The sequence below is a fragment of the Burkholderia sp. NRF60-BP8 genome, assembly GCF_001522585.2.
Lineage (GTDB): Bacteria > Pseudomonadota > Gammaproteobacteria > Burkholderiales > Burkholderiaceae > Burkholderia.
Window position 1 is genome coordinate 1,480,313 of the sequence record NZ_CP013372.1, and the last position, 18,315, is coordinate 1,498,627.

Genomic DNA, 18,315 nt, shown 5'->3' on the forward strand with positions numbered 1-18,315 from the left:
CGCCACCGGCGTGCTCGCCCGTCGCTCAACGATGCTTCCCGCCACGCTTGCGCGCCCGATGCTCGGCGCGCTTCTGCAGCAGCGCCGGCATCAGTTCCTCGATGTATTGCCGCGCCTGCCCGCGCGTGACGATCTCGCTGAAACGCCGGTGAGCCTTGTCTTCACCGACCAGTGCCGCATGCGCTTTCCTCAGGATATGCAGATAGGCGATCAGGCTCGTGCCGTCGCGCACGGGCAGCGCGTCGCGCGCGTCCGGCGTCGGGGCGGGACTCATGTTCCGATCCTTTGCGGACAATCCGTCCGGCATGTCGCCGTCACGAGCCCGAGCAGGTCGTTGGCGAGACGATCGCGATCGGTCAGCGGCGCGAGGCCGAACAGCCGCTCGAGCGTCGCGGCCACCGACGCGTGGTCGTACGGCGTGTGATCGACGTGCCCGGCCGCGACCCACGGCGAAATCACGATCGCCGGCACGCGCACGCCGTACACGTCGAAGCCGAAGCCGCTCGCGTTCAGCGTCGCGGGCGCGCCATCGTTCGGCGGCGGCGCAGCGCCTGGCCTGACCGAATCGTAGAAGCCGCCGTGCTCGTCGTAGACGATCACGAACAGGCTGCTGTTCCACACTGGCGCGTTGCGAATCGCGTTGTACACGCGCGCGGCGAGCTGGTCGCCGCCGGCCAGCCCGTCCATCGGGTGCTGCGAGCTGCCGTTCCGGTAGGTGCCGTGCACGATGTCCCCGTAGCCGGGTTCGATGAACGTGTAGCGCGCGGTGTAGCCGGCCGCGAGATCGGCTTCGAAATGCGCGAGATCGTCGACGTCGAAGAAGCTGATGCCCTTCAGCGACGCGACCTGCGGCACGTGGCCGAGCGGATCGCCCGTCTGGTCCTGGTAGATGCGCCAGTTGTCGTCGCCGAGCGCGCTGAAGATCGAACCGTTCGGATAGTGGAAGCCGTCGAACGTATTCCATCCGGCCATTTCTTCCTTGGTCGGCGAATGGTCGAGCCCGGCCGACGATGCGCCATGCAGGAAGAAGCGGTTCGGCCAGGTCGGCCCCGGCATCGATGCATGCCACGCGTCGCACAATACGAACGCATTCGCGAGTGCATACAACGACGGCGCCTGCGTCGCGGCATCGACGCCCAGCATGACCTTGCCCGCATCGGCCAGCTGCGGCGGCGCGCCCTCGGCATGCGACGTCGCATAGTTCGACACGAACCCCGAATTGCCGACCGGCGGATACGGCTGCCCTTTCACGAACGGCACGCCCGCGCCGCAGAGCTGTTCGAGCACGTCGGTGAATTCGTGGCACGGATCGGTCGGCATCCGGTCGGGCGCGCCGCCGCCGAACGGATAGACGGTGCCGCCGTACGCATTGCTGTTGCCCGGCGACGCGGCGACGATGTCGGCAATGCCCGACAGCGCGAACAGATGATCGAAGGAACGGTTCTCGAGCATCAACACGAACACGTGCCGGAGGCGATCCTGAACCGACGGGACGGCGGGAGCGGAGGAAGATTCGGGGGCTGCGTCTGCACTCATGGCGCCTCCTGGCGTCGCGCGACGAAGGTCCGGCCGGCACGGCCGTTGGCCCGCCGAAAGCACTGAAGGGATTGAAAGCCACGCGCGGGCCGCGCATTGCCGACGAGTGTACGACCGCGCCGGCCCGCGCGTAAAGCCGCATGCGAACGGCGTCGCCGCGCGTGCGTTCAGTCGTCGGCCGGGGCGGTTTTCAACGTCACGACGTCGCGCCGCGGCGGCGCGCCGAACATCCGTGCATATTCGCGGCTGAATTGCGACGCGCTTTCGTAGCCGACGCGATACGCGGCCGTTTCCGCGTTCGCCGCGCCCGTCACCATCAGGTGTCGCGCTTCGAGCAGACGCAACTGCTTCTGGTACTGCAGCGGCGTCATCGACGTCAGCGCCTTGAATTGCCGGTGAAACGCGGACGGGCTCATTTGCGCGACGGCGGCGAGTTCGTCGACGCGGATCGTCTCGGCGAACTGGCCGCGCAGCGCATGGATCGCCGCGACGACGCGCTGCGCGTGACCATTCGCGAACACGACGCGCGACACTTCACCACCGTGCGGCCCGGCGAGCAGCCAGTAGCAGATCTCGCGCTTCACCAGCGGCGCGACGATCGGAATCGCGTCCGGCGTATCGAGCAGCCGCACCAGCCGCAGCACGCAATCGCCGAGCGGCCCGCCGAAATCGGTCACGCAGACGCCGTGTCCGACCGGGCCGGCCGCCCGCAGCGGCGGTGTATCGAGCCGTTCGAGCACGTCGCGCATCATCGCCAGATCGAATTCGAGCACGAGGCCGAGAAACGGTTCGGCGTCGCTGGCCTTCACGATGCGGCTCGTCGCAGGCATCTCGACGCTGACGACGAGCGCGCGGCCGGGCCCGTAGTCGTAGCGCCGCCCGCCGAACGTCGTCCACTTCGCACCCTGCACGACGACGCACAGCGCCGGTTTCATGATCCGCGGCGCGGACAGCCGCTCGCGGTTCGAACGCAGCAGGACCAGCCCGTCGATCGCCGTCGCGACCGGGCTTTCGTCGCGTTGCCCGCCGGTCAGGTGTGCGACGCGCTCGAGCAGTTCATCCGACATGGTGCAATCCTCCGTACCCCGATCTCCGGATGGTACCCGCGACACAGCGCACGCCGGCACGCGCGGGCAGGATCGGGCAAGAACGCGGCCGGTTCCGGCATTCAGCGGATGCGCCGGCCGCCGTACGCTTGCCGCTGTTCGTCACCTACTTGGCCAGGAGCACAGCATGACAACAGCACACCCTGCAGCGTCCGCCCCGAAGATCGCCGTCCTCACCGGCGGCAGCCGCGGGCTCGGCCGCAACACCGTGCTTCATCTCGCGCAGCGCGGCGTGCGTTCGATCTTCACGTATCGCTCGAATCGCGCGGAAGCCGATCGCGTCGCCGCGCTGACCGCAGAAGCCGGACAACCGGCGCTCGCGCTGCCGCTCGATACGGGCGACATCGCCACGTTCGACCGCTTCGCCGAACAGCTTCGCGACGCCCTGTCAGGCTGGGGCGCCGAGCGCTTCGATTTCCTCGTCAACAATGCGGGCACATCGCATCACGCGCCGATCGCCGAGACGACCGAGGCCGACCTCGACGCGCTCTATCGTGTGCACTTCAAGGGCGTGTTCTTTCTCACGCAGACGCTGCTGCCGCTGATCCGCGACGGCGGCCGCATCGTGAACGTGTCGTCCGGCCTCACGCGCGTCTCGGTGCCCGGCAGCGCAGCGTACGGATCGATGAAGGGCGCGGTCGAGGTGCTGACGCGCTATCTGGCCAAGGAGCTGGGCCCGCGCCGCATCGCGGTGAACGTCGTCGCGCCGGGCGCGGTGGCGACCGATTTCAGCGGCGGAATGGTGCGCGACAATCCCGACGTGAATCGACGGATCGCGGAATGGACGGCGCTCGGCCGCGTGGGCGAGCCGGACGACATCGGGCCGATGATCGCGTCGCTGCTGTCGGACGACAACCGCTGGGTCAATGCGCAGCGCATCGAGGTGTCGGGCGGGATAGCGCTCTGAGCAGCGACTTTCGTCGATCGGCCCGATACGATCGGCGCACTTTCAATCAAAACGCCCTGCCGGTCCGCCGGGAGGGTGTTTCGTTTTGGTTCCAGGACCAAAACGACACGACTTCATCGATGACGTGCGCGGGCTCGACACGCTAACTGGTGATCGTCGGCGACAAGGACCCAAGGTTCGACGCAGCGGCGATGCAGGCGACGTTTTTTGCATGACATGCGGTCGCACGGCTCGGGACGATGCCGAATTGCCAGCATTACCCGATGCACGAATGTCCGCCGTATTTCGCGATGGTGATCGAGGATTTCCTGCGGGACGCGCCGCCTGAGCGTGGAACACGCGCGGCGCCGATAAAGGCGGGAGACGTAGAAGAAGCCAACGCGGCGCGACGGCGCCGCCGGCAATCGGCGAACGGCACGCCGTGCGCCGTTCATCCGGTTCGTCCGGCCATGCGGCCGAACAGGTGTCGGCCGGTACGCGCGGATACGCACCGGTCGTGGCCGCTCAGCTGCGCGGCTGGCCGCTTCGCGGCGGACGCGGCGAGTTCGCGTCCTTGTGCCGGAAGTTGATGCGGCCCTTGGTGAGGTCGTACATCGACAGTTCCAGCGTCACGCGATCACCGGCGAGAATGCGGATGTGGTTCTTGCGCATGCGGCCCGACGCGTACGCGCCGACCACGACGCCGTTTTCCAGCGTGACACGGTATTTGCTGTCCGGCAGCACTTCGTCGACGATTCCGTCCAGTTCCAGCAGTTCTTCTTTTGCCAAACCAATTCCTCCAGACAAGGTGATTGACCGCGGCCGCGGCGATTGCCCGGCGCCGGCTCCCGCAAACGGGACGGCGGCCGGCAGGCGACCGGGATCGGTTCGTTCAGACGGGCCACTGGCCTGTCTTGCGATCGGAGCCCGGCGCGCTGCGGCGTTCGGGCGGTCGGTGGCGGCGGCGCAATGCGCGCCGCGCAAGTCGGGACCGCGCCGGCTACGGGGCATGGCGGCGGCCTGCTCGGGTTGATGCGTTGAAGCGGTGATGCGCTGGCGAAGCGCCAGGCGCTTCGCGAGGGCGTTGCGTCGCACGCGGGTCACGCATGCGATGAGGGAGGCGTCACGACCGATGCATCGTGAATGTCGCGATGCATCGGTCGTGCGCATCGGAACGCACAGGCCGCCGTCATGCGGCGCCCCGCGCGATACTCCATCCGGCATCGGCCGCCGCTCGGCGACCGCTGCCGATGCGGCTTACTGCGGCGTGATGTTCGACGCTTGCAGACCCTTCGGGCCGCGCTTCACTTCGAAGCTGACCTTCTGGCCTTCGGCCAGGGTCTTGAAGCCCGTGCCGCGAATTTCCGAGAAATGGGCGAACAGATCGTCGCCGCCGTTGTCCGGGGAAATGAAACCAAAGCCCTTGGTTTCGTTGAACCACTTGACGGTACCGGTATCCACAAATACTTCCTTAATACAAATAATTGAACATGCGCCCGCGACGGGCACAGAAAGAATCAAAGAGGGAGAGACCAACGACTGCCGCACGGTGTGCGGCCAATGATGAGCAATCGGACTTCTTGACGACTTCGGTCTCGGACACTACGCGGTAACGGCCGCCTCGTCAAGTTATTTTGATGCGGCGCACAAGCGCGGACCTTCAGGCGCCGTCAACGAGGCCGGCCGGTCGAGCGTGTGACATCGCGTGACATCGTCTGTCGGGACGGGAGCATGGACGCCAAGAGGCGGAGTTGCGCCGCGAAAGCACGCCGGCGGAGGATTCGGTGGGTGCCCGGCGTGCGATATGTGGCGGCGGCGTCGAGCCGGCCACGGGAGCGAGGCGTCCTGCACTAGCCTGGTAGCCGGCAGCCGCCCGACTTCGCACGACGGCGGGCGGCAGCCGCGACGCTAGTCGAACGGATTCAGCAACCGGACGCCGGTGCGGGCGAAATCGTCGACGTTGCGCGTGACGACCGTCAGATCGTTGATCAGCGCGGTGGCTGCGATCAGCTTGTCGAGTTCGTGCGTCGGATCGGGCACGCGCAAGTGCCCCCACATCTGGCTGATCTCGATATCGACCGGCAGGATGTTCGGCGCATAGCCGGACAGGATCATCGCGATCCAGGCCTCGAGCGCCGACGCCTGGCTGTGATCGCCGCGATGACGGATCAGATCGACGCCGCGCCGCAACTCGGCCACCGTCACGACCGACAGGTAAAGCGGGCTCGCGTCGGCTTCGGCCTGCCTGAAGAATGCCCGCACGCCGCGGTTGGTGCGCTTGCCTTTCCTGATTTCGCTGATGACGTTCGTATCAATCAAAAACACGCCGGACCTCGCCTGAATCCTGAACACGTTGAAAATCCGCGTCTTCGCCGACCTCCGGCATGCTCATCAGCACTTGCGCGAAAGTCCGCCGCTTCGGCCGGCCGAGCGCGTCGGCCAGAATGGCTCGATGTTCGGCCTCGGCGCTCCTGCCATTGGCCGCGGCCTGCTCGCGCAGGCTTTGAACGATAGTGTCATCCACGTTACGCACCAGAAGATTTGCCATGAGTCCCTCCGTCCAGAATTGCTATCAATGATAGCACCATGACGGTGAATTGCAAGCATTGCTATCACCCTCATGGCCGGACGGCCCCGAGTTGGCGCGGACCCGCGGCAGCCGACGACAAGCATTTCGTCCATCTCCACCGCCGGTCCGACGCATCGAACTGCTGTCGCTCAAGGTAAGCCCGCGCGGGACGATGCGGAAGCCGGCCGGATGGCCAGTCGCGCGCCATCGATCACGACGCCTGGCCGGCGAGGAACGGGATTTGCGATGCAGGCACCGTCGGCGACATGCGTCACAAATCCGGGCGTCGCCTCGATTCGCGCTGAAACATCGTGTTGCACAACCGGCCGCGACCGTCGCCATCGTTTGGTACCATCGGATCACAAGACCGGCGATCGAACGCCGTGCGAAGCGCGCAGAAGACCTTGCATCGACGCGGACCATCCGTGCCTGAAATCCCGATCTAAGACACGAGACGCTCTTCAGTGGACTTCGTTACGCCCTCTCTGGAAATCCTGTTCTCCCCGACACCCGACAAACTCTACTTCCCGGCATGCGTGGCGGCCGTGGCGATCATCGCGTGGCTGGTTGCCCGACACGTGCCGTTCTACCGATCGGCCGTCGACAAGTCGCTGTCGATGCGCTATCGCAATCTCGACGGGTTTCGCGGCCTGCTGGCCACGTCCGTGGTCTTCCATCATTTCGCGTGCAACCAGGCGTTGCTGTCGACCGGCGTCTGGGGCGCCGGCACCGACTTCCTGCGTAATCTCGGGACGATTCCCGTCGCGATGTTCTTCATGGTCACCGGGCTGCTGTTCTGGGAACGCGCATGCAGAGGCACACTCGACGTGCGGGCCTTCTTCGTCGGACGCGTGCGACGCCTCGCGCCGCTCTATCTGTTTTACGCGGCCGTCATCGTCGTCTGCACGCTTTACTGGTTTCCCCGCCATGCCGTCGGCGCACCTGTGCAGCTGCTGGCCGACCTGCTCAAGACCGTTTCGCTCGGCTGGTTCGGCGCGTTCCCGATCAACGGGGCGCAGCGCACCCCGTATCTGAGCGGCGTCTGGTGGACCCTCGCCTACGAATGGCGGTTCTACGTCGCCGTTCCGTTTCTGGCGTGGTTCGTCGCCACGCGTGCGTGGCGCAAGCTGCTTGCGCTCGCGATCGTCACGGCCTGCGCGGCGCTGTTCGGGCCGCCCGGCGGCATGGCGCTGCTGTTCGCGTTCGGCGCGGTGGCCTACGAGGTGTCGCGGCACCCCGCGGTCCGTGCGCGGCTCGCCACGAAACCGGCGGCGACGGTCGCGCTGCTGATTCTCGCGATGTCTCCGTCTCCCGCCGAACGGTATTCGATCGAGGGTGCACTGCCGCTGCTTCCGGTGTTTCTCTGCATCGCCAGCGGAAACACGTTCTACGGCGTGCTCAAGACCCGGCCGCTCGCGCTGCTCGGCACCGCCAGTTTCAGCATCTACATGATCCACATGGTGATCGTGTACATGATCGTTCACGCGTTCAACAACTTCGTTTTCCCGATCAATTCTGTCGACGATTCGGGCATCTGGGCGCTCGCGCTGGCGTGCGCGCTGGCTGCCGTCTTCTGTGCGCTGCTGACTTACCGCTACGTCGAGCATCCGTTCATCGCCAAGCGCCACGACGCCCGCCCGGCACGCCGCGCGGCGGAGCCCGCTCGCGAGCGTCAAACGGTCACGCCGTGACCCGTGCGCGCTCAGAAACGGTACGAGATGCCGATCTGCAGGACCGGATACCACCGATAGCGCGACATCATCTGCCGCAGCGAGTCGAGCCCGCTCGCGATCAGCACCTGGCTCTTCGCCGGTCCGGCCGCCGCGGCCAGTGCCGGCGACAGCGTGTACGAACATTTCGGTATCCCGTACGCGACGCCGACATCGGCAACGAACCCGAGCCCTTTCGACGCCGGCCGATGCCCGTAGCCGATTCCGACATACGGCATCACGGTCGGATAACGCGCTTGCGCGACCGCGTACATACCCGGAAGTGCCGGATAACGCTTGCCGCCGAATACGTAGGTTCCGTTGGTCGGTACGGACATGCCGTGAAGCTCGTCGTCGTTGAAGCGCAACCCGAGCGTCGCGCGAAAGCCGCTGCCTCGCCACGGAAAGATATCGGCATACAGGCCGCCCTGGCGCAGCTTCAGGTCGTCCTGATAGCGGTTGCCGGCCACCGTGAAGTCATGCGTCAGATTGATCGCGTTGAATTCCGCGTGCGCGCCCAGCATCGAATTGAAGCTCACGGCCGCCCCGATGCCGACGCCCTGCGTGCCGCCCTGCAGGTAGATTTCCTGCGCGTGCGCGCTCGCGACGAACATCGCCGCGACCGCTGCCCATTGATTCACCGTCGTTTTCACGGGCGCCTCCCCCGACATGTGCCGGGCGCGACGCGACCCACACGCGACCTTCGTCGCGATGCGCGATGCGAACCCCGGCACGACACCTTGCAAGCACGCTTGCTGTTCGACGGATCGGGGGCGCGTTGCGCGGTGCGCGTGACCGATACGACACGCGCCGCGCAGGCGCCGTGGCACACGACGCGCGCGACCCGATCCGGTTCCCCGTTTGTTTCGATGTCGTTACATGCCGTCGATGCGCGGATCGTTCTGGCGAAGTTCGTCTGCGTCGGCGGCATCGGGTGAACCGCAAAGGGCGTGCCATGCGGCGCCGACCGAAGCGGGAAAAGCGCCATCCGTTGGAACGGGTAGTGGCGCGAGTCGCAATCGAGAGGAAATGTTTCATGAACGTATCCGTATTCGGCGAGCGACGCCGAAACACGCGATGCGTCGTCTTGCGCGTCGACCGCGTAGCGATGACGCGATGCCCGCGGAGCGAAGCCGGACGGCCGTCAGCGCACGCGCGCTGCCGTTGCGATCGATCGCATACGGAACGACGCATTGAAAATGCGTTGCAAAAATGCAGCTTCGTTCCGGGTGCAAGCGTCGCCGATGCACGATCCGGCGCGACGAGGCACGATGAATACCGATGCATGCGCATGCATCTTGTCCGGTCACGCGCGACGTGCCGCGCGAGCCCGGTCGGCTCACGTCGTGCGACGGCGTCGAACGGAAGCGGAAAGCCGGATCATGTCCCCGATGCAGTTGGCGAGATCGCTTCCCGACAACCGGCGGAATCGGTACCATCGAGCGGGCGCCGCACGACCATGCACCGGCGCCCGCCCCTCGTACCACCGATTTCGCCATGTCCCGGGAACCCACACATTCCGTGTTGCTCTGGATCGTCGCCGCTGCCTTCTTCATGCAGTCGCTCGATACGACGATCGTCAACACCGCGTTGCCCTCGATCGCACAAAGCCTGCATGCGTCGCCGCTCGCGATGCAGCCCGTCGTGGTCGTCTACACGCTGACGATGGCGATGCTCACGCCAGCCTCAGGCTGGCTCGCCGACCGGTTCGGCACGCGCCGCGTATTCTCGGTCGCGATCCTCGTGTTCGTGCTCGCGTCGATCGGCTGCGCGGCGTCGCACACGCTCGGCCAGCTCGTCGTCGCGCGCGCCGTGCAAGGCATCGGCGGCTCGATGCTGCTGCCGATCGGGCGGCTCGCCGTGCTGCGCCGCGTGCCGGGCGAACAGTACGTCGCGGCGATCGCGTTCGTGTCGATCGCCGGCCAGCTCGGCCCGATCGTCGGGCCGACGCTCGGCGGCTGGCTCACGCAGGCGATTTCGTGGCACTGGGTGTTCATCGTCAACGTGCCGGTCGGCGCGATCGGCTTCGTCGCGGTTCAGCGCTACCTGCCGCACGACCAGGCGACGCAGCCGCCGCCGTTCGACTTCGTCGGCTGTGCGCTGCTGTCGGCCGCGATGATCGCGCTGTCGCTCGCGATCGACCCGCCAATGTCCTCGCACCGCGCCGCGTGGTCGGCCGCGCTCGCCGGGCTCGGCCTGACGAGCGCGCTGGCGTACCTGCCCCACGCGCGGCGACGCACGCAGCCGCTGTTCCGGCTCGGGTTGTTCCGCGAGCCGAACTTCGGGTCGGGGCTGCTCGGCAACCTGCTGTGCCGGATCGGCACGAGCTCGGTACCGTTCATGCTGCCGCTGCTGATGCAGGTTCAGCTCGGCTATACGCCGCTGCAATCGGGGCTGATGATGCTGCCGGCCGCGATCGCGGGCGTCATCGCAAAGCGGTGGATCGCGCCGCTCGTGAAGCGCTTCGGCTATGCGGCGTTTCTGGTCGTGAATACGGGGATCGTCGGCTGCGCGATCGCGGGGTTCGCGCTGGTGTCGGCACGGCCCGCGCCGGTCCTGGAAGGCGTACTGCTGATCGTGTTCGGCGCGGCGAATTCGATGCAGTTCGCGGCGATGAACGGCGTGACGCTCAAGGGGCTGTCGCACGCCGACGCGGGCAGCGGCAACAGCCTGTTCACGATGATGCAGATGCTCGCGATGGGGCTGGGCGTGTCGATCGGCGGCGGCCTCGTCAATCTGTTCGCCGCCTACCGCGGCTCGATGGCGCACGGGTTCATGCTGTCGTTCGCGTGCATGGGCGCGGTGACCCTGCTGTCGTCCGTCGTGTTCCGGCGGATCGATACGGCCGCGCCGGCCGGTGCGGCGGCGCGCCCTTCCGCTTGATCGCGGCCGTCAGGCCGTCAGTTCACCTGGCGGCGCTCGAGGACGCGCTTGAGCACCCAGCGGATCGACGAGCCGTCGGCCGGCGGCCGCGCGACGCGGTATTCGTCGACTTCGAGCGTGTACAGGTAGCCGGGCTGGTACGCAAAGCCTTCGATCCCCGCGTACCACAGGCTCCACGGCTCGCTCGGGCTGCTGCGCACCTGCAGGCACTCCATCGGCGCGACGCCCGTGCAGCGCGCGGACTGCGGCGCGACGTAGACGGTCTTGGCCACGGGCTCGCCGTCGGCCGGGCGGGCGACGTTCGACGCGGTGGCCGCCGCATCGGTCTGGCATCCTGCGAGGAGCGTGCTGCCGGCAAGGACGGCCGCGCCAAGCAGCGTGGGGATCTTGCGAATCATCGGATATGCCTCCGGGAGCGTTGAAGGGCCAATTAGACGAGCCGCCCGGCGAGAAGGTTCACGAACACCTTACGGAACGCGTTCGAGCACGCTCATTCATCGGACGTCGCGCGCGAGCCGATACGTTACGCTGTTCCGGCTCCGCCGCGCGCTTCATCGCCGGCCACGTGATCGCCGTCGACGGCGGCTTCACCGTGCGGCGATCGTGTACCATCGACGCTTTCCGATACGCCTTGGCGCGCCGCGTTCGTCCACCAGGCCAAGCCCGCGCGGTTCGCACGGCGCGTTCCCTTCGCATGACCTCATCCGTTCCGTCCGACACCGTGCTGCGCCCGCTGCCGATCGATACGCTGGCCGTGCCGGCCGCGCTCGACGGACGCACGGGCACCAACCGCTCGGGCAGCGCGCATCCGCAGATCGCCGCGACCAACGACCTCGACGCCGTGCGCGCGTGGCTCGCCCGCTTCGTCGATACGCCGACCACGTTCCAGAACTACCGCAAGGAGGCCGAACGCCTGCTGCTGTGGGCCGTGATCGCGTGCGGCAAGCCGCTGTCGTCGCTCACGCACGAGGATCTCGCGGTCTACCGGCAATTCCTGCTCGCGCCCGCGCCGGCCGATCTGTGGTGCGCGAACGGCGGCCGCAAGCATCCGCGCGACGATCCGCGCTGGCGGCCGTTTTACGGGCCGCTGTCGGCCGCCAGCCAGCGGCAGGCGCTGGTGATCCTGAACGTGATGTTCTCGTGGCTCGTGCAGGCCGGCTATCTGGCCGGCAATCCGCTCGCGTTGTCGCGACAGCGGCAGCGCCGGCCGTCGCCGCGCGTCACGCGCCATCTCGGGCAGCCGCTGTGGCAATCGGTGAAGGACGCGATCGCCGCGATGCCGCGCGACGATGCCCGCGCATGCTTCCATGCGGATCGCGCACGCTGGCTGTTCACGCTGCTGTATCTCGGCGGACTGCGCATCACCGAAGCGGCCGATACGACGATGGGGCAATTCTTCTGCCGGCGCGATGCGGACGGACACGCGCGCTGGTGGCTCGACGTGACGGGCAAAGGCGGCCGGCAGCGGCTCGTGCCGGCCACCGACGAGATGATGGCCGAGCTGGCGCGCTACCGGCGCGCGCACGGCCTGCCCGCGCTGCCGCTCGACGGCGAACCGACGCCGCTCGTGTTGCCGATCGGCCGGACGCGCAAGCCGCTCACGCGCGCGGCGCTGCATCGGATCGTGAAGCAGGTGTTCCGGCACGCGGCCGACCGGCTGCGTGCTCAGGGGGATGCCGGCGAACAACCGGCGCGCGTGCTCGAACAGGCGTCCGCGCACTGGCTGCGTCACAGCGCGGGCTCGCACATGGCCGACGGCCGCGTCGACCTGCGGCTCGTGCGCGACAACCTCGGCCATGTGTCGCTCACGACGACGAGCCAGTATCTTCACGCGGACGACGACTGGCGCCATCGAGAGACGGAAGAGAAGCACCGGATCGGGTGGGACTAGACTGCGTGCCGCCGCTCGACGGACGAGGTCGATCCCGCCGGATCCGCCGTTGCTGCGGCACTGCGCACGGTCGCGCGTCTCCGGCACGTCGATCTCGCCGCACGACACGTCGACACGCTTGCCGTGTCTGCCGTGTCAGTACACCGCCACCCAGTGCCCGGGCACCCACGCCCAGTGATTGCCGGCCCACCGGTAATGCCCCTTCGCCCAGCGATAGCCGGGCGCGGGCGGCGGCGGCGCTACTTCGACGACGGGCGCCGGCTGCGGCGGCCGCACCGGTTCGACCACGCACGCGGTCATCAGCACGGCACTCGCGCTCGCCAGCACGGCGAGCGAAACGGATCGGATCTTCATTGTCGATGCTCCCTGTCGTGTAATCGGTCGACGGCGCCGATCGCGGATACGTGCCGCGTCACGCGGCCCCGCGAATCAGGCCGCTCATCGGCCGCGTCGCGCCGCTTTCGGCAAACAGCGCTGCCGCGGTGCGGCGCGGATCGAGCCGCAGACTGTCGGCGGCCGCGCCCGCGATCAGCGCGTCGAGCGACGCAGTCGGCTTCAGGTCGCGCCCCTCGTACAGATCGCCGGGCCGCAGCCCCGGCCAGTCGGCGATCACGCGGCCGCCTGCCACCGCGCCGCCCGCGAGCATCGCGACCGACGCCTGCCCGTGATCGGTGCCGCCGGTGCCGTTCGCCGCGGCCGTGCGGCCGAACTCGGTCGCGACCAGCACCGTGGTCTGCCGCCACGCAGGCCCGAGGCCGTCGCGCAGCGCGGCGAGCATCGTGTCGAGCGCCTTCAATTGATTCGCGAGCCGCGCGTTCTGCGCGCTGTGCGTGTCCCAGCCGCCCGTCTCGATCATCGCGATCCGCGGGCCGTCGTCGCGCGCGAGAAACGTCGCGGCGAGCTTGCCGACGCCGGCCGGGTCCTGCCGTGCATGCGCATCGCCGGCGAGACCGCGCGCCTCCATCGCCGCTTGCCACAACGGACCGAGCTGCGCGTCGGCTTCGTAGAGCGCCGACACGCGCGTGAGCAGATCGTCCGGCGCGGCCGGCAAGCCGGACGGCGCATACGACGCGGCCTGCACCGCGCCGCGCAGCGCGAGCGGCACCGTCGGCGCGAATGCGATCGCGTTGTCGCGCGTCGCCGGCAGCAGCGCGGCGAGCCGGTTCAGCCAGCCGTCCTTCACCTGGTACGGCGCACGGCCGCCCGTTTCGAGCACGTTCTGGCCGTCGAAATGCGAGCGGTCGCGATACGGCGATGCAATCGCATGGACAAACAGCGCCTGACCGTCGCGATACAACTGCGCGGTCTGCGCGAGCGACGGATGCAGCGCGAACGTACCGTCGAGCTTCGTCGCGGCCGCCGTGTCGATCGCGAGCGGGCCGCGCAGCGACGCATACGCGGGCTCCGCGTACGGGACGACGATGTTCAGGCCGTCGGCCGCGCCGCGCTGGATCACGAACACGAAGCGCCGGTCGGTGTCGACATTCGCGAACGCGATCCGCGGCGCGACGAGGATCGCGCCCGCGCCGGCGGCGGCAACGCTGAGGAATTGTCGGCGGGACAGTGCCATGGTCATCTCCGTTGGAAATCGGGCGACACGAGCAGCAGCGCGAGCGACGTCGTCGCGCTTTCGGCGCGCGCGAGCGCGGTCGCGGTCGACCCGCTCATCGAACCGGCGAGCAGCGTGTTGCCGAGCGTGCGCGGGTCGAGGCGGTCGCCCGTCCGCGCGGCCAGGCGCTGCGCGATCTCGACGCGGCGCACGAGCGCGTCGGGCGCGGCCCAGCTCGCGGCCACGTCGTCGTAGCCGGCCGGCGAGCCCGGCCGCCACACCGGCTGGCCGAGTTGAGCCAGCAGCGGCGCGGCCTTCAGATCGCCGGTGTCGCGCCAGCCGAGCCCGCGCAGCGACGATACGGCCCACTCCCACGGCGTCTTGAACTTGCGGTCGACCGGCGACCACGCGTCGGGGGCGTCGATGAGCGCGCGATAGACGGTCGGCAGGTCGCCGCCGCTCGCATCGAACGCACGCGCGAGCCGTTCGGTCAGCGCGGGCGGCGGCGTATCGGCGACGAAATGACGGGCGAGCTTGAATGCGATGTGCCGGCCGGTCGCCTCCGATCGCGCGAGATCGTGCAGGATCGCACGCGCCTGCGCTTCGCCCGGCTGATCGTAGGTGCGCCCCATCACCGTGCGCGTGCCCGGTTCGTGCAGATTCGGGCGGAACACGAATGCGCCGGGCGCCGCATCGCCCGGTTGCGGCCCGCGGCCGCCGGCGATGCTCCAGCCGGTCAACGCGCGGGCGAATTCCGTCACGTCGGCCTGCGTGTAACCGGTGCGCACGCCGAGCGTATGCAGCTCCATGATTTCGCGTGCGAGGTTCTCGTTGAGCCCGCGCTTCGCCGACGGATTGCGTTCTTGCGCACGCAGCGCGGCCGGGCTGTCGGGGCCGACCGAGCGCGCCTGGTCGAGGAACGTCTGCATCGCCGGATGCTGTTCGACGGCGACGAGCATGTCCTCGAAACGGCCGAGCACGTGCGGGCGGATCGCGTCGCGTTCGAATGCGCCCGCGTAGGCGGCCACCTGCCCCTTGTCGACCGATACCGCGAAATGGTTCGCCCAGAAATGCACGAGACGCTCGACGAACGGCGCGGGCGTGCTCAGCGCACTGTTCATGCGCGCGGCGACTGCGCTGCGATATGCGTCGTAGCCGTCGCGGCGGATCGACTGCGCGGTTGCGCGCCTGGCGGCCGCGTCGTCGCTCGTCATCGCGTTGCGGGTGTTCGCGAAGCGCGTGGCGAGTGTGACCGCGTCCGGCTCGCCGGCCCAGGCGGCGGGCCGTGCGTCGTAGCGGTCGAACTGGTCGAGCAACGCGGCCTTCGGGTCGGCGGGCGGTGCTTCGTCGGCCCGCGCGCCGAGACCGAAACGGTTCAGCGCGATCGCGGCCGGCGTGGAGTCGTTCGGGTGGTCCATGACGGGCTCTCTTGCGGTGCGTACTCACGTTCAACGCAAGGGCGCCGGGAAATCCGTCGCGGCAGGGGAAATATTTTTTGCGATCGGGGAAACGGCAGGCGGAAGTTTCGCAGCACGGCGGCATGCATCGTCAACGGACGACGACCGCGCGACGCGCCGGAACGGCACACGTGACGCGCGAATCATCCGGATCGGATCGCGGGCCGCCCGCGCACGGCTTCCTTTTACTCGCTCGCCGATGCGTCCGGCTTCTTCTGCAGCCTTGGCGGCAAACGCCAGTTGCCGCTGCGCTGCAATCCGTCGACGAACTTCGCGCGCTCGTCGGGCGTCAGCGTCGCCGCAAAATCGACGACGCTGCGCTCGACCTGCGCCCGCAGCGCGGTGTCGGCTGCGCGCGTGCGTTCGAGCGCGGCGTCGATCGCCGCGCGATCGAGTTGCGGCGCGGCGAGCAGGTCCAGCACGGCGATCCGGCCGTCGCGCCCTTCCCGCGCCAAATCGCGGCCGTCCTTGCGCGCCGCTTTCAGCGCGGCGGCGAACTCGCGCCGGCGCGCATCGGGCAATTCATCCGCCGCGAAACGCAACGCGGTGCGCGAGGCGGGCGTGCCGGGGTGTTGGTCGCGATGGGTCGAGAACCATTGATATGCGCCGCCGCCGATCGCGCCGAGCATGAACACGTTCAGCACGACCGAGCCGACGAGGGTGAATTTCCAGCCGCGCTCGGTCATTCGTCGCCCCCATCCACGCTCGGACCGCCGAACGTCGTCGTCAGATAGCCCGGCTCGTGCTGTGCCGGCGGCGCGCTGCCGAGCATCAGCATCGACACGGCCACCGCTCCCGCGAGCGCGCCGGCCAGGCCGACGCCGGCGAACGCCGCGCCCGACCACCATACGGCGCCGCGCCGGCGTGCGCGCTGCGGCGCGGGCGCCGTTGCGACGATGCGCTCGACGAGTGCCGGCGCGGGCGGCGCGACCGTGTCGCAGGCGAGCCACGCATCGAGGTCGGCCGCCTCGTCGAGCGCCAGCAGCGCTTCCCGTGGGTTCGCATGCGCCCAGGCCTCGGCGGCCGCGCGCTCGCCGGTCGGCCAGCGCCGCGCGTCGGCGCCGTACGCGGCGACGATGGTACGAAATCGTTCGGGTGTCATCGCTTGTCCTCGCTAGGTGGGTCGCCGGCCAGTTGCGCGCGCAGGTTGCGCCGCGCACGGGCGAGCAGGCTTTCCAGCGCATCGACGGTGATGCCCATCAGGTTGGCCGCGTCCACGTTCGACATTTCCTGATAGTACTGGAGCACCAGCGCTTCCCGCTGCCTCGGCGGCAACGCGGCCAGCGCCTGCCGCACGCGCGCGTCGCGCGAACGCAGCTCCGCATGCGCGGCCGGCTCCGGTTGCGGGTCGGGCACGTCGGGCAGCGTGTCGACGGGCTCCTCGCGCCGGCCTCGCAACCGGTCGTAGCACAGGTTCAGCACGACGCGATGCAGCCACGTGTCGAAGCGGGCTTCGCCTTCTCGCCAGCGCGGCGCCTGCTTCCAGATTCGCAGGAACGTCTCCTGCGCGACATCCTCGGCTTCGTTCCGGTCGCCGAGCATGCGCGTCGCCAACGCGAGCAGCCGCGGCAACTTGCGCGCGACGAGCACGCGTACCGCCGACGCATCGCGCGCGCCGACGCGCGCGACGAGTTCCGCGTCCGGATCGCGGTCGCCGCGATCGCTCAACGTCGCCTGCTCCGTCGCGCGCCGCGCGGGCGCCGCGCTGTCGCGGCAGGAATACCCGCCGTCCGGCTGAAGCTCATCGTCGTGCTCTCCTTGCATGCGTCGGGCCATCGCCGGACGGCGCCATACCGACGCTTCGTCGACGCCGCGCGCGTCGCACCCGGCATCGCACACGGCGTCGGCCGTGCCGGTTTCATCGACATCCGGTTCGCGCCGCATGTCGATCCTGTCTGCCGGCCGCGCGACCGTCGGCCGGCGCGTTCAATATACGACGACCGGCGCGGGCCGGTAATACACCGGACGGGCCGGCACCACGACGCAGCCGGCCAGCACGATGGCTGCGAGCGCCAGTATCACGATGGTTCGAAAAGGCATCGCCACGACTCATGATGTTGCGTGAAAAATCCGCCGTGCCGGCACCGCGCGCCGCGCGCCGGCGTGCACGTCAGGCCCAGTGGCCCGGCACCCAGCGCCAGGTCGGGCCGCGCGCGACCCAGTGTCCGGGCACCCAGTGGTAGCCGACGCGTACGACCTGCCAGTGGCCCGGAATCCATACGTAGCGGCCCTGCCGCCAGTGCCAGTGCCCCTGATCCCAGACGTAACCCGCACGGGGCGCCGGCATCACTTCGACGCGCGGCGGCGGCGGCGCGTAAGGCGCGACGATGACGGCCTGCGCGAATACGGCCGACGTCGCGAGTGCAGCCATGCACCCGGCCGCCAATCGCAATAAAACGGAAAGTTTCATGAAAGACTCCGAAATAACGGGCATCGACCGGAAGCGGTCGTTCATGCGTTAAACGGAGCCGGAGGGCGCAATCCGTCGCGGCGTCGGCAAAAAAATTTTTGGTGGCCCCACCCTGCTTCGGAGCAAGCCGGAGGCGCGCGACGCGCGATTGCACGGGTCGGCCGCCGCACACACGGGGTTGCGGTACTGTCACAACGCGGCAAAACTGCCCTTCGACAATGCATGCGACCGGGATCCCGCTCGTTTCCGGCCCACGCCCCGGCCGTGCTCGCGCATGGCCGCGCGGTTCCACGTCTCGCGTCCCCTCAACGAAAACACC

20 protein-coding genes are annotated in these 18,315 nt (G+C 68.6%); 4 read left to right on the forward strand and 16 right to left on the reverse strand.

Annotated elements, in window-relative coordinates; all coding sequences use genetic code 11:
- Positions 1-25: 25 nt before the first annotated feature.
- From WS54_RS06835 to WS54_RS06845, 3 genes are all read right to left on the reverse strand, one after another.
- Positions 26-274, reverse strand: coding sequence for a hypothetical protein (locus tag WS54_RS06835; RefSeq protein ID WP_059783416.1), 249 nt, complete (start codon positions 272-274; stop codon positions 26-28).
- Positions 271-1,536: an alkaline phosphatase family protein gene (locus WS54_RS06840; protein WP_059783415.1), complete on the reverse strand. Its 1,266-nt coding sequence runs from the start codon at positions 1,534-1,536 to the stop codon at positions 271-273. Before WS54_RS06840 ends, WS54_RS06835 begins: the two co-directional genes overlap by 4 nt.
- 167 nt (positions 1,537-1,703) lie before the next feature.
- Positions 1,704-2,603, reverse strand: a complete 900-nt coding sequence (locus WS54_RS06845) for an AraC family transcriptional regulator (RefSeq protein WP_059783413.1) — start codon at positions 2,601-2,603, stop codon at positions 1,704-1,706.
- A gap of 166 nt (positions 2,604-2,769) precedes the next feature.
- Between WS54_RS06845 and WS54_RS06850 the strand changes: the two genes are divergently transcribed.
- Positions 2,770-3,549, forward strand: coding sequence for an SDR family NAD(P)-dependent oxidoreductase (locus tag WS54_RS06850; RefSeq protein WP_059783411.1), 780 nt, complete (start codon positions 2,770-2,772; stop codon positions 3,547-3,549).
- A gap of 504 nt (positions 3,550-4,053) precedes the next feature.
- Here WS54_RS06850 and infA read toward each other — a convergent pair.
- From infA to WS54_RS06885, 4 genes are all read right to left on the reverse strand, one after another.
- Entirely contained in the window at positions 4,054-4,317 is a 264-nt protein-coding gene (gene infA / locus WS54_RS06865; protein ID WP_059783409.1) for a translation initiation factor IF-1, read from the reverse strand.
- Positions 4,318-4,785: 468 nt separating this feature from the next.
- On the reverse strand, positions 4,786-4,989 hold the full coding sequence (locus tag WS54_RS06875; protein ID WP_006483056.1) for a cold-shock protein: 204 nt from the start codon (positions 4,987-4,989) through the stop codon (positions 4,786-4,788).
- Between the two features lie 447 nt (positions 4,990-5,436).
- Positions 5,437-5,853, reverse strand: a complete 417-nt coding sequence (locus tag WS54_RS06880) for a type II toxin-antitoxin system VapC family toxin (protein ID WP_179949311.1) — start codon at positions 5,851-5,853, stop codon at positions 5,437-5,439.
- Positions 5,840-6,076 carry a FitA-like ribbon-helix-helix domain-containing protein gene (locus WS54_RS06885; RefSeq protein ID WP_034204757.1) on the reverse strand — a complete coding sequence of 79 codons (237 nt, stop codon included), beginning with the start codon at positions 6,074-6,076 and terminating at the stop codon, positions 5,840-5,842. Before WS54_RS06885 ends, WS54_RS06880 begins: the two co-directional genes overlap by 14 nt.
- Positions 6,077-6,561: 485 nt before the next feature.
- Between WS54_RS06885 and WS54_RS06890 the strand changes: the two genes are divergently transcribed.
- Positions 6,562-7,788: an acyltransferase family protein gene (locus tag WS54_RS06890; RefSeq protein WP_059783405.1), complete on the forward strand. Its 1,227-nt coding sequence runs from the start codon at positions 6,562-6,564 to the stop codon at positions 7,786-7,788.
- A gap of 11 nt (positions 7,789-7,799) precedes the next feature.
- On the opposite strand, the gene WS54_RS06895 is transcribed toward WS54_RS06890, so the two are convergent.
- Positions 7,800-8,477: a hypothetical protein gene (locus WS54_RS06895; protein ID WP_082725170.1), complete on the reverse strand. Its 678-nt coding sequence runs from the start codon at positions 8,475-8,477 to the stop codon at positions 7,800-7,802.
- Between the two features lie 826 nt (positions 8,478-9,303).
- Between WS54_RS06895 and WS54_RS06910 the strand changes: the two genes are divergently transcribed.
- Complete coding sequence (locus WS54_RS06910) at positions 9,304-10,689, forward strand: DHA2 family efflux MFS transporter permease subunit (protein ID WP_059783401.1); 1,386 nt, start codon at positions 9,304-9,306, stop codon at positions 10,687-10,689.
- A gap of 17 nt (positions 10,690-10,706) precedes the next feature.
- Here the strand turns inward: WS54_RS06910 and WS54_RS06915 are convergent, their stop codons facing one another.
- On the reverse strand, positions 10,707-11,087 hold the full coding sequence (locus WS54_RS06915) for a DUF4377 domain-containing protein (protein ID WP_059783400.1): 381 nt from the start codon (positions 11,085-11,087) through the stop codon (positions 10,707-10,709).
- Between the two features lie 296 nt (positions 11,088-11,383).
- Here WS54_RS06915 and WS54_RS06920 point away from each other — a divergent pair, with 296 nt between their 5' ends.
- Positions 11,384-12,580: a tyrosine-type recombinase/integrase gene (locus tag WS54_RS06920; protein WP_059783398.1), complete on the forward strand. Its 1,197-nt coding sequence runs from the start codon at positions 11,384-11,386 to the stop codon at positions 12,578-12,580.
- 135 nt (positions 12,581-12,715) lie between these two features.
- Here the strand turns inward: WS54_RS06920 and WS54_RS06925 are convergent, their stop codons facing one another.
- From WS54_RS06925 to WS54_RS06955, 7 genes are all read right to left on the reverse strand, one after another.
- Positions 12,716-12,934, reverse strand: a complete 219-nt coding sequence (locus WS54_RS06925) for a YXWGXW repeat-containing protein (RefSeq protein ID WP_034204751.1) — start codon at positions 12,932-12,934, stop codon at positions 12,716-12,718.
- A gap of 58 nt (positions 12,935-12,992) precedes the next feature.
- Positions 12,993-14,150 (reverse strand): DUF1501 domain-containing protein, encoded by a 1,158-nt coding sequence (locus WS54_RS06930; RefSeq protein WP_034204750.1) that lies wholly within the window; start codon positions 14,148-14,150, stop codon positions 12,993-12,995.
- Positions 14,151-14,152: 2 nt separating this feature from the next.
- The gene (locus WS54_RS06935) at positions 14,153-15,547 is read right to left on the reverse strand and encodes a DUF1800 domain-containing protein (RefSeq protein ID WP_059783396.1); all 1,395 of its coding nucleotides are present in this window, start codon (positions 15,545-15,547) and stop codon (positions 14,153-14,155) included.
- A gap of 224 nt (positions 15,548-15,771) precedes the next feature.
- Entirely contained in the window at positions 15,772-16,272 is a 501-nt protein-coding gene (locus tag WS54_RS06940) for a periplasmic heavy metal sensor (RefSeq protein ID WP_059783394.1), read from the reverse strand.
- Positions 16,269-16,688: a hypothetical protein gene (locus WS54_RS06945; protein WP_059783392.1), complete on the reverse strand. Its 420-nt coding sequence runs from the start codon at positions 16,686-16,688 to the stop codon at positions 16,269-16,271. Before WS54_RS06945 ends, WS54_RS06940 begins: the two co-directional genes overlap by 4 nt.
- The gene (locus tag WS54_RS06950; RefSeq protein ID WP_082725141.1) at positions 16,685-17,470 is read right to left on the reverse strand and encodes an RNA polymerase sigma factor; all 786 of its coding nucleotides are present in this window, start codon (positions 17,468-17,470) and stop codon (positions 16,685-16,687) included. The genes WS54_RS06945 and WS54_RS06950 overlap by 4 nt, the downstream gene beginning before the upstream one ends.
- A 226-nt stretch (positions 17,471-17,696) precedes the next feature.
- Positions 17,697-17,996 (reverse strand): YXWGXW repeat-containing protein, encoded by a 300-nt coding sequence (locus tag WS54_RS06955; RefSeq protein ID WP_059783390.1) that lies wholly within the window; start codon positions 17,994-17,996, stop codon positions 17,697-17,699.
- Positions 17,997-18,315: the final 319 nt, after the last annotated feature.

Excerpts from the sequence above, each read along its gene's own strand:
- WS54_RS06835 (WP_059783416.1), bottom strand. The coding sequence starts at position 274 with ATGAGTCCCGCCCCGACGCCGGACGCGCGCGACGCGCTGCCCGTGCGC.
- WS54_RS06845 (WP_059783413.1), bottom strand. The coding sequence starts at position 2,603 with ATGTCGGATGAACTGCTCGAGCGCGTCGCACACCTGACCGGCGGGCAA.
- WS54_RS06910 (WP_059783401.1), top strand. The coding sequence starts at position 9,304 with ATGTCCCGGGAACCCACACATTCCGTGTTGCTCTGGATCGTCGCCGCT.
- WS54_RS06955 (WP_059783390.1), bottom strand. The coding sequence starts at position 17,996 with ATGAAACTTTCCGTTTTATTGCGATTGGCGGCCGGGTGCATGGCTGCA.
- WS54_RS06895 (WP_082725170.1), bottom strand. The coding sequence starts at position 8,477 with ATGTCGGGGGAGGCGCCCGTGAAAACGACGGTGAATCAATGGGCAGCG.
- WS54_RS06840 (WP_059783415.1), bottom strand. The coding sequence starts at position 1,536 with ATGAGTGCAGACGCAGCCCCCGAATCTTCCTCCGCTCCCGCCGTCCCG.
- WS54_RS06950 (WP_082725141.1), bottom strand. The coding sequence starts at position 17,470 with ATGCGGCGCGAACCGGATGTCGATGAAACCGGCACGGCCGACGCCGTG.
- WS54_RS06920 (WP_059783398.1), top strand. The coding sequence starts at position 11,384 with ATGACCTCATCCGTTCCGTCCGACACCGTGCTGCGCCCGCTGCCGATC.
- WS54_RS06885 (WP_034204757.1), bottom strand. The coding sequence starts at position 6,076 with ATGGCAAATCTTCTGGTGCGTAACGTGGATGACACTATCGTTCAAAGC.
- WS54_RS06925 (WP_034204751.1), bottom strand. The coding sequence starts at position 12,934 with ATGAAGATCCGATCCGTTTCGCTCGCCGTGCTGGCGAGCGCGAGTGCC.
- WS54_RS06915 (WP_059783400.1), bottom strand. The coding sequence starts at position 11,087 with ATGATTCGCAAGATCCCCACGCTGCTTGGCGCGGCCGTCCTTGCCGGC.
- WS54_RS06850 (WP_059783411.1), top strand. The coding sequence starts at position 2,770 with ATGACAACAGCACACCCTGCAGCGTCCGCCCCGAAGATCGCCGTCCTC.
- WS54_RS06935 (WP_059783396.1), bottom strand. The coding sequence starts at position 15,547 with ATGGACCACCCGAACGACTCCACGCCGGCCGCGATCGCGCTGAACCGT.
- WS54_RS06930 (WP_034204750.1), bottom strand. The coding sequence starts at position 14,150 with ATGGCACTGTCCCGCCGACAATTCCTCAGCGTTGCCGCCGCCGGCGCG.
- WS54_RS06940 (WP_059783394.1), bottom strand. The coding sequence starts at position 16,272 with ATGACCGAGCGCGGCTGGAAATTCACCCTCGTCGGCTCGGTCGTGCTG.
- WS54_RS06945 (WP_059783392.1), bottom strand. The coding sequence starts at position 16,688 with ATGACACCCGAACGATTTCGTACCATCGTCGCCGCGTACGGCGCCGAC.